The organism is Ruminococcus sp. YRD2003, from assembly GCA_900109435.1.
Taxonomy (GTDB): domain Bacteria; phylum Bacillota; class Clostridia; order Oscillospirales; family Ruminococcaceae; genus Ruminococcus; species Ruminococcus flavefaciens_G.
The window spans coordinates 56577-73543 of record FNZT01000014.1; the positions used below are offsets into that span (position 1 = coordinate 56577).

The 16967-nt window shown below is 49.6% G+C and carries 16 protein-coding genes and 1 riboswitch; of the genes, 6 read left to right on the forward strand and 10 right to left on the reverse strand.

Features of this window, described 5'->3' with window-relative positions:
* Positions 1-144: 144 nt before the first annotated feature.
* On the forward strand, positions 145-1161 hold the full coding sequence (gene pta, locus BMX22_RS12400; RefSeq protein ID WP_074742745.1) for a phosphate acetyltransferase: 1017 nt from the start codon (positions 145-147) through the stop codon (positions 1159-1161).
* A gap of 41 nt (positions 1162-1202) precedes the next feature.
* Here pta and BMX22_RS12405 read toward each other — a convergent pair whose 3' ends face one another.
* From BMX22_RS12405 to BMX22_RS12435, 7 genes are all read right to left on the reverse strand, one after another.
* Positions 1203-2561 (reverse strand): MATE family efflux transporter, encoded by a 1359-nt coding sequence (locus tag BMX22_RS12405; RefSeq protein WP_318259740.1) that lies wholly within the window; start codon positions 2559-2561, stop codon positions 1203-1205.
* A 65-nt stretch (positions 2562-2626) separates the two neighbouring features.
* Positions 2627-3094 carry a 6,7-dimethyl-8-ribityllumazine synthase gene (gene ribE, locus BMX22_RS12410; protein WP_074742746.1) on the reverse strand — a complete coding sequence of 156 codons (468 nt, stop codon included), beginning with the start codon at positions 3092-3094 and terminating at the stop codon, positions 2627-2629.
* Between the two features lie 27 nt (positions 3095-3121).
* Positions 3122-4321, reverse strand: a complete 1200-nt coding sequence (locus tag BMX22_RS12415) for a bifunctional 3,4-dihydroxy-2-butanone-4-phosphate synthase/GTP cyclohydrolase II (RefSeq protein WP_074742747.1) — start codon at positions 4319-4321, stop codon at positions 3122-3124.
* A complete protein-coding gene (locus BMX22_RS12420) occupies positions 4314-5090 on the reverse strand; it encodes a DUF4097 family beta strand repeat-containing protein (RefSeq protein ID WP_074742748.1) in 777 nt (258 codons plus the stop codon). Before BMX22_RS12420 ends, BMX22_RS12415 begins: the two co-directional genes overlap by 8 nt.
* A 12-nt stretch (positions 5091-5102) precedes the next feature.
* Entirely contained in the window at positions 5103-5744 is a 642-nt protein-coding gene (locus tag BMX22_RS12425) for a riboflavin synthase (protein WP_074742749.1), read from the reverse strand.
* Positions 5725-6834 (reverse strand): bifunctional diaminohydroxyphosphoribosylaminopyrimidine deaminase/5-amino-6-(5-phosphoribosylamino)uracil reductase RibD, encoded by a 1110-nt coding sequence (ribD, locus tag BMX22_RS12430; protein ID WP_074742750.1) that lies wholly within the window; start codon positions 6832-6834, stop codon positions 5725-5727. Before ribD ends, BMX22_RS12425 begins: the two co-directional genes overlap by 20 nt.
* A 77-nt stretch (positions 6835-6911) precedes the next feature.
* Positions 6912-7057: riboswitch (FMN riboswitch) on the reverse strand.
* A 99-nt stretch (positions 7058-7156) separates the two neighbouring features.
* Positions 7157-9082: a GGDEF domain-containing protein gene (locus BMX22_RS12435; protein ID WP_074742751.1), complete on the reverse strand. Its 1926-nt coding sequence runs from the start codon at positions 9080-9082 to the stop codon at positions 7157-7159.
* A 458-nt stretch (positions 9083-9540) separates the two neighbouring features.
* On the opposite strand from BMX22_RS12435, the gene BMX22_RS12440 reads away from it, so the two are divergent.
* On the forward strand, positions 9541-10074 hold the full coding sequence (locus BMX22_RS12440) for an inorganic diphosphatase (protein WP_031561421.1): 534 nt from the start codon (positions 9541-9543) through the stop codon (positions 10072-10074).
* Positions 10075-10108: 34 nt separating this feature from the next.
* Positions 10109-11254 (forward strand): ribose-phosphate pyrophosphokinase, encoded by a 1146-nt coding sequence (locus tag BMX22_RS12445; protein WP_074742752.1) that lies wholly within the window; start codon positions 10109-10111, stop codon positions 11252-11254.
* Positions 11255-11505: 251 nt separating this feature from the next.
* Here BMX22_RS12445 and fba read toward each other — a convergent pair whose 3' ends face one another.
* On the reverse strand, positions 11506-12369 hold the full coding sequence (gene fba, locus BMX22_RS12450; RefSeq protein ID WP_031561649.1) for a class II fructose-1,6-bisphosphate aldolase: 864 nt from the start codon (positions 12367-12369) through the stop codon (positions 11506-11508).
* A 285-nt stretch (positions 12370-12654) separates the two neighbouring features.
* Here fba and BMX22_RS16535 point away from each other — a divergent pair, with 285 nt between their 5' ends.
* The 3 genes from BMX22_RS16535 to BMX22_RS12470 are packed head-to-tail and all read left to right on the forward strand — an operon-like array spanning position 12655 to position 15117.
* Entirely contained in the window at positions 12655-13680 is a 1026-nt protein-coding gene (locus tag BMX22_RS16535; protein ID WP_177173027.1) for a hypothetical protein, read from the forward strand.
* Between the two features lie 27 nt (positions 13681-13707).
* A complete protein-coding gene (locus BMX22_RS12465) occupies positions 13708-14397 on the forward strand; it encodes a hypothetical protein (RefSeq protein WP_074742754.1) in 690 nt (229 codons plus the stop codon).
* A gap of 6 nt (positions 14398-14403) precedes the next feature.
* The gene (locus BMX22_RS12470; RefSeq protein ID WP_074742755.1) at positions 14404-15117 is read left to right on the forward strand and encodes a hypothetical protein; all 714 of its coding nucleotides are present in this window, start codon (positions 14404-14406) and stop codon (positions 15115-15117) included.
* Between the two features lie 136 nt (positions 15118-15253).
* Here the strand turns inward: BMX22_RS12470 and BMX22_RS12475 are convergent, their stop codons facing one another.
* A complete protein-coding gene (locus BMX22_RS12475; protein WP_074742756.1) occupies positions 15254-16147 on the reverse strand; it encodes a hypothetical protein in 894 nt (297 codons plus the stop codon).
* A complete protein-coding gene (locus BMX22_RS12480; protein WP_074742757.1) occupies positions 16147-16965 on the reverse strand; it encodes a hypothetical protein in 819 nt (272 codons plus the stop codon). The genes BMX22_RS12475 and BMX22_RS12480 overlap by 1 nt, the downstream gene beginning before the upstream one ends.
* Positions 16966-16967 lie beyond the last annotated feature (2 nt).

The window sequence follows — 16967 nt, forward strand, 5'->3', positions numbered from 1 at the left end:
CAAGGTATTCCGCAGTAAAACAATAATTTACCGATTTCTGTCAATTCACTATTGAAAACCGAAGTAAAATGTGTTATAATATAACTGCACGTTCCGACGGAAAGAATCCGAAACGGCTCAATTCATTTAATGGAGGTCAAAACAATGGGAATGTTTGACAAGCTTATTGCCAATCTCAAGGCAAGCAAGAAAACTATCGTATTCACAGAGGGCGAAGATGCACGTATCCTCTCCGCAGCCGACAGACTCCTCAAGGAGGGTCTCATGGGCGTTATACTTTGCGGTGAGGCAGATAAGGTCAAGGCTGCTGCTGCCGAGGGCGGCTTCAATATCGACGCAGCCGAGATAATCGACCCTGCTTCATATCCCGAGTTCGATTCGCTCGTTGCACAGATGTTCGAGCTCCGCAAGGGCAAGATGACAGAAGAAGAGTGCCGCGCGGCTCTCTCAAAGTCCAACTACTTCGGCACAATGCTCGTTAAGGCAGGCAAGGCTGATGCTCTCCTCGGAGGCGCAACATATTCAACTGCTGACACAGTCCGTCCCGCTCTCCAGATAATCAAGACAAAGAAGGGCGCAAACCTCGTAAGCTCGTCATTCATTCTCTTCCGCGAGAAGGACGGCAAGGAGGAGCGTATCGCTATGGGCGACTGCGCAATCAATCTCAGCTACTCCGACAAGCTCGACAAGGAGGGCAACGTTGTCCTCACAGCAGCACAGCAGCTCGCAGAGGTAGCTGTTGAGACAGCAAGAACAGCAGATTTCTTCGGCATTGACCCCAAGGTCGCAGTCCTCAGCTTCTCGACATACGGTTCGGGCAAGGGCGGCACAGTCCAGCTCAGCCACGACGCGGTTATCGAGGCTCGCAAGCTTGCTCCCGAGCTCGTTATCGACGGCGAGTTCCAGTTTGACGCAGCAGTTTCCGCAGAAGTTGCAAAGACAAAGTGCCCCGACTCCAAGGTCGCAGGACAGGCTAATACATTCATATTCCCGCTCATCGAGGCAGGCAACATCGGCTACAAGATAGCACAGCGTCTCGGCGGTTTTGAGGCATACGGACCTATCCTTCAGGGTCTCAACGCTCCTATCAACGACCTCTCACGCGGCTGTACAGCAGACGAAGTCTACAAGATGGCTATAATCACAGCAGGAATGGCTTGATTTAGGATATAACGAAAAGGACGTCCATGCGGACGTCCTTTTTATTTGTCATCAACAATATTGTTCAGCCAGATATCGCTTCTGACCATGAAATAGCCGATCGCGACCTTGATTATCTCCGCAAAGGTGATGACAGCGAACATCGGACGTATCGGCAGCCTTGTCAAATACGCGAGCACAAACGCAGCGGGTATGATGATAAGCCACGTGAAGCCGAAGTCAAACAGGAAAGTGATACCTGTTTTTCCGCCGCTCCTCAACGTGAAGTAGCAGGCGTTGGTATATGACATCATGGGAAACGACAGCGCAGTAATGACGATCATATACGACGCTATAGCGCGCACATCCCCGCTTGTCTTGTACAGCATCGGGAAAAATCTTGCAATAGGAAGCAGACATATCCCCACCGCCACCGACGCCATAATGCTGAAAAACAGCAGCTTGTTGTCGGTATCGCGCGCATCGCGGAGCTTATTAGCACCGAGCTTGGCTCCTACGATTATAGAGACGCATACTCCGAGCTGCACATAGAACGTGCTGAACAGATTGGAAATAGTCGTCGCGATATTCCTTGCGGCTACAACGTCAAGACCGCGGACAGAATAACACTGCGCAATAACAGACATTCCCGCAGCCCATAAGAACTCGTTTACAAGGAGCGGCAAGCCTTTTTTAGTGATATCGAGCGCGAGAACAAACGGAATGCCGATGCCTTTGAAAGCTCCATCAATAAACCTGCACCGCGAGGTATGAGTGTGGACCCACACTATTATGACCGCAGCCTCTACGAACTTGGCAATGACAGTAGCGACAGCAGCTCCCGCGACACCGAGTTCGGGCATAGCGAGCTTACCGAAGATAAGCCCGTAGTCGAGGACGAGATTGACAGCCACAGCAGTCATGGAAGCAGCCATTGGTATCTTCGTCTCGCCGCACTCGCTGACAATGCTCGCATACGCCTGACGCACAGCATTAGGTATAAGCGAAAGAATCATTATCGACATATAAGTTTTGCCGTATTCGAGGGTAGCATTTCTCTTTTCCGCGGAATCGTCCTTGCTGAGGAAGAGGGATATCAGACTGTCATCAAAAAAACAAAACAGCAGCGCGAACACTACAGCAATAATAAGGCAGATGAAAAGCCTGTACCTGAAAGTGTACATCTGCCCCTTGAAATCGCGCTTGCCGAAAAACTGGGCACCGAAAATGCTCGGACCCGAAACGGCACCGAATGTGGAGATGATGAATATGAACACGTACTGGTTGACGATAGAAGCGCCGCTCATCTGCTCGGTGCCCACGCGTCCGAGCATGATGTTGTCGAGCATGGACACGAAATTGGTGACGAGCATTTGCAGTATCATCGGCACAACCATCACAAGCACATTCTTATAAAACAATCTGTCTCCGATAAACTTGCTTCTGAATCTGCCGAAAGCTGAGGATTTATCTATATCAATGCACCTCAATCCTCAATTTCGCGGATAAGGTTTATCATCTCGATAGCGCCCTCAGCGCACTCGCTGCCCTTGTTGCCTGCCTTGGAGCCTGCACGCTCGATAGCCTGCTCGATATTCTCGGTGGTGATAACACCGAACATAACGGGGATATCGCTGTTGAGCGACACCTGAGCAATGCCCTTTGCACACTCATTGCACACGAGGTCATAGTGAGAAGTGCTGCCGCGGATGATAGCTCCGAGGCAGATGATAGCATCGTACTTGCCTGACTTAGCCATTTTTGAAGCTATGAGCGGTATCTCGAACGCTCCGGGAACCCATGCAACGTCGATAGAGTTCTCGGGGAGCTCATGGCGCTTCAGAGTATCAACAGCACCGCCGAGCAGCTTATTGGTGATGAACTCGTTGAATCGTGCAACAACGATGCCGACCCTTATGTCCTTGGGTACAAGATTTCCTTCATATGTTTTCATGGTTATTTCTCCTTAATAATATTTTTCTCAGTAATTGAGTATATGACCCATTTTTGCTGCCTTGGTCTTGAGATAGAACAGGTCGTAAGCGGTAGCGTCCATCTGTATCGGGACACGCTCCTTTATCTCGAGCCCGAAGCCGCTCAGACCATATACCTTGTCGGGATTATTTGTGAGCAGCCTCAGAGTCTTGCAGCCGAGCTCACGAAGGATCTGTGCGCCGATGTAGTACTCGCGCATATCCCCTGGAAAACCGAGAGCGAGGTTCGCTTCGAGGGTATCCATGCCCTTATCCTGCAATTCATAGGCGCGGAGCTTATTTATAAGACCGATACCACGGCCTTCCTGCCTCATATAGAGGAGTATTCCCCTGCCCTCTTTTTCTATCTGTGTCATTGCGGAGGCGAATTGCTGCCCGCAGTCACACTTCAGCGAGCCGAAAGCATCACCTGTGAGGCACTCCGAGTGCACTCGGCAGAGGATATCCTCACCGTCACCGATATCACCTTTTACGAGGGCAACATGGTGCTCTCCGTTAAGCTTGTTGACGAAGCCGAGAGCTCTGAACTCCCCGTACTTCGTCGGCAGCTTTGTATCAGCCACACACTCCACGAGCTTATCACGGACCTTGCGATACTCTTTCAGCGCCTTGATAGTGATGAACTTCATCCCCCATTCTTTCGCCTTTTCCTGCAACTCGGCAGCTCGCATCATAGTTCCGTCATCGCGCATTATCTCGCAGCAAAGACCGCAGCACTTCAGTCCCGCGAGACGCATAAGGTCCACCGTAGCCTCGGTGTGTCCCTCACGCTCGAGCACACCGTTCTTCTTCGCCGCAAGCGGGAACATATGACCCGGGCGGCGGAAATCCTCGGGCTTGGAGTCTTCGCTTACAGCCATACGAGCCGTGAATCCGCGCTCCTCAGCGGAAATACCCGTAGTAGTCTTCACATGGTCGATAGAGACCGTAAAAGCCGTACAGTGGTTGTCGGTGTTATAGTCGACCATCTGCGGCAAGTGCAGTTTATCACACAGCTCGATGCTCATAGGCATACAGATGAGCCCCTTAGCGTGTACAGCCATAAAGTTTACATTTTCAGTGGTCGCGAACTCAGCGGCGCATATCATATCGCCTTCGTTCTCGCGGTCCTCGTCATCGGTCACAAGGATTATCTCACCGTTCCTCAGAGCCTCGAGAGCTTCCTCGACCGTATTGTATTCAAACATTCTTATCCTCCTGTCCAAGGTCTATGCTTCCGACGTCACAGCGGAGTCTGACAGTACATTTACCGTCTGCGAGCAGCTCCTTCTTACCGCCGACAGGCTTGTCATCGTCACCTGTAATAGTCTCGCATTTAAGGTCGCCCGCATCAAAAGTGATATCTCCGACGTCAACACTGACCTTAGCCTCACACTCGCCGACCTCTGCAAGCGAGATGTCGGCATTTCCGACATCGACCGAGATCTCCGAATCGGCAAGGATCGCGATATCGGTCATTTCCACATTGCCGACATCGCATTTAACACTGAACTCTCCGTTCAGCCCGTCGATGTCAACATTTCCGACATCGGCGTTGATATCGAATTTATTGAAGCTTTCGGGCAGAGATATCCTGACATCCGCCTCCACATCCACAGCTTTTGCGTTCGAGTTTTTCCACTCCCAGAAGCTCTTGCCCGATTCGGGGTCAACGATAGAAACGACTAATACTCCGTCCTCGACCTCTGCCTTGCATGAGAGATGCTCACTCACAGTGCTGACCTTGTTCTGAGTTATGCCCTGTATCTTATAGTCGACGTGTATTTCCGCGTCCTTGTTTTCACCATAGGAGACCTCGATATCTCCGACGCTTATATCCGTTCTCAGCTCGGTAGCGGAGCCGACAGCTGCCGAAACATCCTCACTGTTATTAACGGTGACGACAGGATCATCTAAACCACACGAATCCAGAACAAGCAGCGAAGCCGCAGCGATAATAGCCATTGCTTTTCTCATAGGATACCTCCTTTATACGAAGCCGTTTTTCGCGAGAAGCTCCATAGACACCCCTCCGATACGACTTTCGGGCTTCATGAGTTTCTCAACGTATTTTGCGATGATATCATTTTCGAGATTGACCGTATCCCCTGCCTTTTTTGAGCCGAGCACGGTCTGAGACGCGGTATGCGGTATAACGGAAACACTGAAGCTGCAATCCGTTACCTTTGCAACGGTAAGGCTTATCCCGTCCACGGCGACCGAACCTTTTTCAACGATATAGCGCATCAGCTCAGGCTTTGCGGCAATGGTATACCACACAGCGATACCGTCGTTTTTTATGTCGGTAACGGTCCCCGTGCCGTCGATATGTCCCGAGACGATATGCCCGCCGAATCTTCCGCCCGCCGACATAGCGCGTTCAAGGTCAACGGGGCTGCCGCTGTGCAGACTGCCGAGCGAAGAGCGGCTGAGGGTCTCGTTCATAACGTCCGCCTGAAAAAAAGCGTCTCCATGATCCGTAACAGTCAGACACACACCGTTCACGGCAATGCTGTCGCCGAGCTTAACATCCTCGAGGACCTTCCGAGCTTTGATACGAATAAAAGATTTATTGCCGCTGCGCTGAATGCTCTCAACAAAGCCGACTTCTTCAATTATGCCCGTGAACATTCTTCACCCTGCTTTCTATGAGGATATCCTCCCCGAAATGCCTGACAGCGACCGTCTCGAGCTTGAACCCGTTGTCGGGCTTATCGGCACCAACACCCGCAACAGGCGATTTTGCGCCTATCCCGCCGAAAATCTTCGGTGCGATGTAGGTCTGCACCTTGTCGACTATCCCTGCCTCAAGCGCCGACCAGTTGAGCTCGCCGCCACCTTCAAGGAGCACGCTGTCAATATTGAGCGAGGAAAGCGTTTTCATCAGCTGCCGCAAATCGGGGCGGCCGTTCCTCCCGCGGAACGTGAGTATAGTGCAGCCTTTGTCTATATAAGGCTGAGTTATAGCGACATCACTCTCAAGCGTTGCGATTATCGTAGGTACAGTTCTCGCAGTGCAGACGATTCGGCTCGTAAGCGGTGTTCTCAGCGAAGAATCGCAGACTATCCTTACAGGATCTCTTCCGCCCTCGAGCCTGCAAGTGAGCATGGGGTCATCCTTCAGGACTGTTCCGACCCCGACCATAACAGCCGCGTGCTTCAGCCTGTCGCGCTGAACGTTCAAGCGAGCCTCCTCGCCTGTTATCCACTTTGACTCACCTGTACGGCAGGCGATCTTGCCGTCCGCAGTCATCGCGTATTTCATCGTCACGAACGGCAGATGTTTTGTTATATACTTGAAGAAGATCTCGTTTACAGCATCGCATTCATCTCTGAGCACGCCCTCAACGACTTCTATACCGTTGTCGCGGAGCTCCCGAACGCCCTTCCCCGCAACGAGCGGATTAGGGTCAGCCGAGCCGACGTATACACGCCTGATACCGCGCTCGATGATAGCTTCCGTACACGGCGGCTGCTTACCTCGGTGACAGCAAGGTTCAAGAGTAACATACATCTCCGCGCCCGCACAGTCAACTCCGCGCGAGTCACAGTCAGCGAAGGCAGCGCGCTCAGCGTGAAGTTCGCCGTATTTCTTGTGGAACCCCCGCCCTATCACTTCACCGTCACGTACTATGACAGCGCCTACCATGGGGTTCGGGCTGACGAATCCCATACCCTTCTGCGCAAGCTCAACAGCCTCTCTCATAAATACTTCATTCATAGCATCACTTCCAAAAAAGCGCTCCTCGGTATACCTTACGGCATACGCTTCGGGGCGCTGATAATCACATTATGCAGTGACATCTTCTTTCATCCGGACTATTGCTGAACAAATGCAGCACGTTCAAAGAACGACCGTCGGCTTCGGGATCACACCGAATCAGCCAGAATGGCTCGCAGGCTATACTGCCGGTAGGGAATCACACCCTGCCCTGAAGATCTACAGTAATATTATATCACTCTGACGGCAAGATGTCAATAGTTTTATACTGCAAACAAAAACAGCCGTTAGCGGAACGGCTGTTTACTATTTTACAGTGTTTTCATTTCTTCAGGTACTTAGAGAGCTTTTTTTTTCTCTTCTCCTCATACATTATCTTATCTGCGGCAGTTACGAATCTGAAGATGTCCTCCCCCTCACGAGGTCTTGCGATGGTGTATCCGATACTTGCGCTCAGCGCGAACGGATTCTCCATACTTTCATTTATGACTTCGATCGAATGCTCTATCCGTTTAGTAAGGTCGCTCGCGAGCTCATCAGTAGAATCCGCGGCAAAAACAATAAATTCATCACCACCGAAGCGGCAGAAGACCTCACCGTTCTTACAGGTGCTCCGCAGAACGCTTGCTATAGAGCGGATAGCTACATCTCCCGTTTCATGGCCATAGGTATCATTGATGGTTTTGAGACCGTCAAGGTCGATAAACATCAGCATTACGTTCCTGCCGTTCTTGGCACAGTCGGCATAGACGTTCTTTGTAGCCTGAACAAAGCCGTTGCGGTTATATATACCTGAGAACGTATCCTGAATATAAAGCTTTCCGAGGCGCTGCACAGCATACTCGAGCGTGATGATCTTACGTATGTTTTCGAGCGAGTTGCTCATCGTAAGGCACCACGACTGGAAAAGCGAATTGTAGATAGGCACCTTGCAGTTGCATATAGCCATATATCCGAGACAGCGCTCACCGAAATGGAGCGGCACCATATAATACACCTTGCCGGGCGCTCGGTCATCGCAGATATGCGGAACAAGGTCACGTGTAAAGATAGATTTCACCTCGTCATGGAACTCGCCGCAGCAATAGGCAATGGGAGTATAGACCTCATCGGTATACTTTGTTGGGATCTCAGTCTTTTTGCGGACATTTCTCTCGTCAGGGCGCTCGATATCCCAATCCTTGCAAACGCAGAAGTAGAACTCGGACGGATCCATATAAGCGGCAAAGCCTTTTATTGTGGCGATATAGTCATCAAAAGAAGCGCAGCCCTGCAAATCACAGGTAAACTTATTGAAAAGCGACATATAGCTCGAGATCTTCTCTGCCCTGTTATAGTTAGCGATATTGAGCTGTTTATACTCCGAGATATCGCTGACAGCACTTTCCGCGCATCCGCAGCTCTCCGTAAAGCAGGTCGACATATCAAGAATAGCTTTTCTGTCCTGGGGCTTGTGGATAAAGTGGTTATACAGCATCTTGCAGGCGAGCTGTCCCGAATAATTGAACGGGCGCTCCACGGAAGTAAGCTCGATGCGGAAATTATGGTTATTATAGGTGTTATCGAAGCCCGAGACGGCTATATCATCAGGTACCGTATAGCCTGCCTCGAACAGGCAATTCACAGCGGTAGCCGCCATAACGTCGTTAGCACATATTATAGCTTCGGGCATAGGCTTGCCGCTTTGCAGGAACTGTTCAACGGCTGCTTTTCCTGCGGGAGCGCGGAAATCGCCGTAGTAGATCCTGTCTTCATCTATAGACAGCCCGTTCTCCGCGAGCACCTCAAGGAAAGCGCTGAGTCTGTCCATACTCTCGGGATTCTCCTTCGGACCCGAAATATAATTGAACCGCGTAAATCCGTGAACATTTATAAAGTGCTCGGTAATTTTGCGCATAGCAGTCTTGTTGTCAATACCGATATAGTACATATCATCGACGTTATCATCAATGCTGACCGCAGGTATGCCTGCCTCGCGAATGCGGCTGCGTATATCCTCGACAACGCTCTTGTCGTCGATCGTATTGGTGAGGAGAATAGCTCCGTCGAATGTGGAGAAATCGGGGAGTCGGAAGATATTGTACTCACCGCGGTCATGGCTGGGATTGCCCATTGTACCGCTGAACGAAGCAAACATGATAAGGTCGAGCATACATTCCGCCGCCGCGGACTCTATACCGAGGAGGATACTGCTCTGATAATTCTCATCAATTCCCGCAACAATAACGGCTATTTTATATTTTTTCATTATCGGAGCACCTCCTTTCCATCGGGATTCAATGCGGCAATAAGATTTCGATAAAAACCGCGAAGCGCTGTCACGCAGTCCCGCAGAAAGTCCTCACCACGGAATGCAGGTGAGAACAAATGGTACGAAATAATACAGCCGAAGCAATAACATAAGCAATATACATATATTTTACACCAAAAGCTAAAGAAAATCAATACTTTTTTATTATAATATTCATTAGAGAAATTAACCTTTTGTTCACATATTTTTCCAAGCAGTATATATTGTTTCGCTTTTTACAATAAGTTCAATTATTTCACAACTGCTCATATTCTAAAATTTTCTGTACAAGCGCCGTTAAAAATTGTCAGACTGACGAAAATAGCGATATATCACTATGCAATGTTGACAAATCACAAAAAAATGGTATACTTAATTATAGCAGAACACGAAATTCTTACTGCGGAGGTTTTCAAATGAAAAACATCTGGCATAACATCAGTCCCAAGAGGATAAGCCCCGAAAGCTTTTACGCGGTCATCGAGATAGGCAAAGGCAGCAAGATAAAGTATGAGCTTGACAAGGACACGGGCTACATCAAAATGGACCGTATCCTCCATACCTCTACCCACTATCCTGCCAACTACGGCTTTATCCCGCGTACCTACTCCGACGATAAGGACCCGCTCGACGTTCTCGTGCTGTGCTCGGAAACGCTAATGCCGCTCACACTTGTTGAGTGCTACCCTATCGGAGTCATCCGTATGCTCGACAACGGACATCACGACGACAAGATCATAGCTGTTCCGTTCAATGACCCCAACTACAATATGTACATGGACATCGACCAGCTTCCCAAGCACATCTTTGACGAGATGACGCACTTTTTCACCGTTTACAAGGAGCTTGAAAACAAAACGACGGTTGTCAATGAGGTCGACCACGCTGACGTTGCAAAAGAGATAATCGCAGGCGATATCGACAACTACATTGAGAATTTCTGTAAGTAAGTACCCAACGACGTTAAAACGAAAGGAAAATTTTATGACTGCTTCAAGTGAAAATTTATTCAGCAGCGAATCAAGTGCCGCACCTATTGGCATTATCGCAATGAACAGTGTTACCGAGCTCGGCAACAAGATCGACGGATACCTCACCGACTGGTCAAAGCTCGCAGGCTATGAGACCGACAGCTTCCTTATCGAGTGTGAGTGCCCCCGCTTCTCCTCTGGTGACGGCAAGGGTCTCATCAAGTCGACCGTCCGCGGAATCGACCTGTTCATAATCGTAGATGTAGGAAACTACAGCATAAAGTATGACTATTTTGGAATGCAGAATGCTATGTCTCCCGATGACCACTTCCAGGACCTGAAGCGTATCATTCAGGCAGCAAGCGGTAAGGCACACCGTATAACAGTCATCATGCCCACACTCTACGGCGGCAGACAGCACCGCAGGAACTACCGCGAGTCTCTTGATTGTGCGTGTGCTCTTCAGGAACTCGAGGCAATGGGAGTTTCCAATATCGTTTGTTTTGACGCTCACGACCCTCGCGTACAGAATGCTGTACCGCTCATGGGCTTCGATAACGTAATGCCCACTTATCAGGTGCTCAAGGCAATGATGAAGCAGATAAATGACATAGACTTATCCAAGGAGAAATTCATGGTCGTTTCTCCCGACGAGGGTGCTCTCAACAGAAATATGTATTATGCCTCCGTGCTCGGAGTGGACATGGGAATGTTCTACAAGCGCCGCGATTACTCACAGATAATCAACGGCAGAAACCCCATCGTTGCTCACGAGTATATCGGTAATCCCGTCGAGGGCAAGGACATCTTCGTTGCCGACGACATCATCTCTTCGGGCGAGTCCATGCTTGACGTCGCAAAGAATCTCAAGGAAAAGAATGCAGGAAGGTTCTTTGCTTACGCTACATACGCTATTTTCACCAACGGCCTCGAGAAGTTCGATAAGGCATATGAGGACGGCATAATCGACGGAGTATTCGGAACGAACCTCACATACAGAACTCCCGAACTGCTCAGCAGACCGTGGTTCCACGAGGTAGATGTATCAAAGTACATCGCATACTTCATCGAAGCAATCAACCACGATGTATCCATCAGCAAGATAATCGACCCCCACACCAAGATAGAGACACTTCTCAAAAAATATGGCATAAAGTAAAACAAAAGGGACTGCTTTAGTCAGCTTCCCTTAGCGGAAAAAGTGGGTTACCGAGCCTGATAGTATGGGCTCGGTAATTTTATGCCACGTTCCGCCAGAGGGGGCTCCCCTTGCAGTCCCTTTCCTGTTATATGTAGGGGCGCATTCCGTGCGCCCGCAAGCATACTTATGTACTAACGGGCGAGCGGAACTCGCCCCTACAAAAAACGGTCTCCCGCTCGGGAGACCGTTTTTATGTCTGTTCAGCTTGATTATGCCTTGTTTACGCTTCCGAAGAGCTCCATCTTCTCCTTGACCTTAGCCTTGATAGCCTCAAAGCCGGGTGCGAGAAGCTTTCTGGGATCGAAGCCCTTGCCCTGCTGGTCCTTACCGGCCTCGATGTAGCCTCTTGTAGCCTCAGCGAATACGAGCTGGCACTCAGTATTAACGTTGATCTTAGCAACGCCGAGAGAGATCGCCTTCTTTATCATATCGTCGGGGATACCTGTACCGCCGTGGAGAACGAGAGGCATCTCACCAACAGTCTTGTTGATAGCCTCAAGAGTCTCAAAGCTGAGTCCCTCCCAGTTTGAGGGATATACGCCGTGGATATTGCCGATGCCTGCAGCGAGGAAGTCAACGCCGAGGTCAGCTATCTGCTTGCACTCGTTGGGGTCAGCGCACTCGCCCTTGCCGATAACGCCATCCTCTTCACCGCCGATAGCGCCAACCTCAGCCTCGATCGAAAGACCGAGATTGTGAGCAACGTTTACGAGCTCTGTAGTCTTGGCAACGTTCTCGTCGATCGGGAAGTGAGAACCGTCGAACATTATAGATGTAAAGCCTGCCTTGATGCACTTGTAGCAGCCCTCATACGAGCCGTGGTCAAGGTGAAGAGCAACAGGAACAGTGATACCGAGAGACTTATCCATAGCAGCGACCATAGCTGCAACTGTCTCAAAGCCTGTCATGTACTTGCCTGCGCCCTCGGAAACACCGAGAATTACGGGAGAATTGAGCTCCTGAGCTGTGAGAAGGATAGCCTTAGTCCACTCAAGGTTATTGATGTTGAACTGACCTACTGCGTACTTTCCGTCTCTTGCTTTTCTGAGCATTTCTGTAGCTGAAGTTAACATTTTTGATTCCTCCAAATTATTCATTGTAGGGGAAAAGCCCTATCAGAGATAATTATAACACATCTCCGTATAAAATGCAAGGGAAACTGTGATTTTTTTCACATTTTCGATAAGATTTTCGATATCGCAGCGATAGTGTATCTATTGTACAAATGGAAGCCTTGATTTTTGTTGATTGATAACAAAAAATAAAAATCTCGGCGCAGGTCTTGAATTTTGTTATAATAAATATTATAATGTAAATTATAGGGATAAAACCCAATTTTTGTATAGGAGTGACTTATTATGCCATTTTGTCAGAATTGCGGCAGAAAGCTTGCCGAAAATGAAGTATGTAACTGCACATCGGGTGCTGCCCCCACACCCACACCCACACCCACACCCGCACCAGCTCCCACACCCGCACCAGCTCCCGCACCCACACCCGCAGCGGCTCCAGCACCAGCACCTGCCTCTGCACCCGCAGCGGCTCCCACACCCGCACCTTCCCCTGCTCCGAAGCCTGCAGAGACGGCAGCACCCAAGCCGGCACCAACACCTGCACCTGCTCCGAAGCCGATAAACAATACATCTCAGCAGACAACTCCTCCCCCTGCCCCCAAGCCGCAGCCTGCACCGGCACCCGCACCCAAGCCGCAGCCTGCACCTGCTCCCAAGCCTGCACCCGCTCCGCAGCAGATGAACACAAATCAGGCATATTATCAGAATGTAAACGCACAGCAGAAGCCCAAGAAGAAGACAAGCGTAGGACTGATAATCGCTCTCATCCTCATACCTGTCGTGCTCATTGTCCTCCTCGTCCTCGCAATACTCGCCGCAATTCTTGTACCGGGTATGCTCGGATACGTGAACAAATCGAAAGTCTCCTCGGCAAACGCAAGTGCAAGCAGTATCAGCAAGGCAGTAAACTCCGCACTTACCGAAATGGACTCAGACGGATTCAATGTAGGCGACAGCTATTACATTATCTGCTCAGACAAGAAGAACAACTACAATGTTCCCACCGAAAATTTCGATGAAGACGAACTCTACAAGAAAATCAAGAACTTCTATGCTGACAGTGAAAAGTGCGAGTGGTTCGCAGTAGTTGAGTACGGCTCATGCACATATGCAGCAAATTCGGAGACATGGAAGAACGAGATAGTAGGTACATATCCCAATACTGCAACCCCCGACGGTCCCTGCTATTACGATACATACTACCTCTCGACGACCAAGAGAGAAAAGGCATCCCTCACCAAGCTCTACAACGAGGCTGCAAAGAAGGTAAAGGAGAAGGCTGAGGAAGCCTCAAGCTACTATTTCTATTGATCAAGCGTAATGAGGAGGTGACCTACAATGCCGATTTGTAAATTCTGCGGCAGCACTCTCGCGGAAAACGAGGTATGTGAATGCAGGAACGGCGAGGCGTCGCCTCCTCTTGATGCTCAGAAGAAAATAGGCACTCCCAAGCGGAAAGTGCTCAAACCCCTGATAATCGCACTGATAATACTTATCGCTATCGGTCTGCTCGGAGCGGGTGTGATCCACACTATGAACGGATACACGTATGGTTCAAGACTTGCATCTGCGAACTCGGCTGCCTCCTCGCTGTATAAATCCGTAAACGCCGCCCTCATTGAAATGAAGGATAATGGCTACAGCGTTAACGGCTACTACCTCGTGTGCTCAAACAGGAATAAGAACGTCAACCTCCCCGAGGATTTCGACGAAGACGAGTTCTACAGGAGCGTTGAAAACTTCTTTTATGACAGCACAAAAATCCAATGGTTCGCAGTCATCGAGAATGATACAGCGGTATACGCTGCGTCCTCACAAAAATGGAAGCACACGCTGCTTGGAACATACCCTGACTCAGGATATGATTATCTGTACTACTATGATACAGGCTCGGAAACGACCAAAAAGAGGGATAAGGCTACACTGAAAGCCCAATATGACGACACCGCAAAAAAGGTCAGAGCCAAGGCAGAGGACGAAGAGTTCATCCGTGAACTGATCACATCTGCCGAACAGTCAAAGGAGTGACAAACAATGCCATATTGCGAATACTGCGGCAGACAAGTCGCAGAAAATGAAGTATGCAATTGCAGGAGCGGCGCTGTACCGCCTCCCCCGCCCGCACCCGTATATGTAAACGGACAGCCCGCGTACACTGCTCCGCAGGCTCAGCCGAAGAAGCAGAGTCTCTGGTGGATATGGCTCATAATCATCCCCATGATGCTGCTCGTCCTGTTTATAGGCGGCATACTCGCAGCGATACTTGTTCCGGCATATATCGGATACAACAAAAAAGCCGAGATAACAAGTGCCAACTCCAACGCGTCATCGGTATACAAGGCAGTTAATACCGCTCTTGTTGAGTTTGACGAGGAAGAACGCAATATAAACGGCGCTTATATAATAGCCTCAGACGAGGAATATAACTGGAACGTTCCCTTCGAGGACGATGACCTTGCAGAATTCTACAAACGGATAAACAACTACTACAGTGATTCCGAAAAATACGAATGGTTCGTATGCATTGAAGGAGGCGTAGCCACATACAGTGCCGAAGCGGAGAGCTGGTCATCAGAAGTGGTCGGCACATATCCTAACCGCGCGACAATCGATGGTCCGAGACTATACGGCAGATATTCCAACGAAATGGATAAAATGTCGCTCTCGCTGGTCTACAATCGATCCTCGGATAATTTCAGCAGAAGCATTTCGGAAAAAACCGAAGATAACTACTACACATTCTACTAAAAAAAACACTGTCAGTTTAGAGTGCTTCCCTTAGCGGAATTTGTGGGCTACCGAGCCGTAAATTTACGGTACATATTCGGTATCCTGCGAAACCGCCAAAGGGGGCTCCCCTTAAACTGACAGTGTTTTTTTATTCTTAGACCGCCTTGCTCTCGGCAGGAGGGAACTTTCTGCCCATAATCAGCAGCGGAACAGTCAGAGAGACGAGGAAAACGATCACCTCAATGACCTTTTTTAATGTAAACCACACATTTACAGCGTCGTTGTCCGCGTACATATCGCCATGTCCGATCACAAGCAGAACGACAGAGCCGACAGTGCCCGCAATAAAGAAGAGCAGAGCGAGTCCCGCAGAAGCAAAAGCTCCGACGGCACCGATATTAACGGGTGTTGTACGTTCCGACAGCTCCTCGCGGATATATACAGCAAGCAGAAGCAGGAAAACATAATAATAGTTTGAACTGAAACCGCGAGCAATGAAGCTCACCACAAGCAGCGCATAAAAAACGATCATCGGCAGTACAAAGCTCTTCCACTTTATCTTTTGCCACAGGGCATCAAGTATGAGCAGAGCGGCAGCGATAATGAGCAGCTCAATGAAAACGTTTCCCGCAACACTTGTGATAATGCGGGAAATATAGAATTTTCGCACTTCATCGGAAAAAGTACGCGAAAAACTCTTGGCAAATGAGGATACGGATACCGTTGTAGCAATACAGCTGACAATGAGGTTGCCGACTGCGTAAAACACGAGCGTCCCTGCAACGACCTTGCGCTTCTCGGCATCGCGGTGCCTGCCTCTGAACACGATGAACGCCAGTATCATCATAGGAATCGCCGCGGTAACGAATGAGCCAACGTACATCCCCACATTGTACAGGAGAGCGAGCGGAGGAATATGATTGCCCAATCTGCCGAAAAGACTAACGATATCTATGACACAGGACAGCGGCGTAAGGATACCGATCAAAAGGACAGCAGCCGCGGTAACGCGCTCAAGCAGCCTTGAATCATTCAGCTTATTGCTCATCAGTCAGCCTTCTTCTCGCTGAACTCACGGCAAAGGAAGAGAAGCGGTATCAGTGCCATGCCGATTATGACGAGTGCGTCGTTGTAGCTGAGGAGGTAAGCAAAGATGTCGGTCTTCTTCAAGATAAGATTGAGCGGGTCATTGAAGCCGTTGAAGAGCGAGCAGAGCAGAGACACTGCCGCACCGCCGAAACCGAAATACGCGGGAGTAGTCGTAGGAAGCTCCTTACGGCGGAGCACTGCTGTGATAAGGAGTAGCGGGAAGATGAAGAAGCCTGAGCGGAGGCCTCTGCCCATTGATATGAACATGATGATGCCGACAGACACATATGCGGCAATGAGCGTGTACATCTGAGCCTTTTTCTTGAGTATCCCTGCCTGTGCGTCATAGATGAGGAACACGGGAGCAGCGACAGCTATCACATAGAGCAGGAAGATAAATATATCCCTGATGGGATGGGTCGTGACAGAATAGGTTGCTGTCTTAGCCTGTACGAACACATAGATGTTGTCGGTAAGCTGATAAACGATGAATACGAGGGCAGTAAAAGCGGAAGCGCCGAGAACGACCCACTTCATCTTGTTCTGACTGACCCAGCGGAGTACGAGCGCTACACCGAGTACGATAACGGGGACGAAAAGGAGCACTCTTTCGAGCCCCATAATGATCCTGAAGATCTTGTCGGACGTGTCCGAGTAATCATTTGTGAGTGTCTGAATGGGTCTGATCACAGCGCTGAGGAAGTTTCCGAGCGCTACGAGGATCGCGACAGCACCTGCTGCCATTTCGAGGTACTTGCTTAATTCGAGTTTCTTCATGG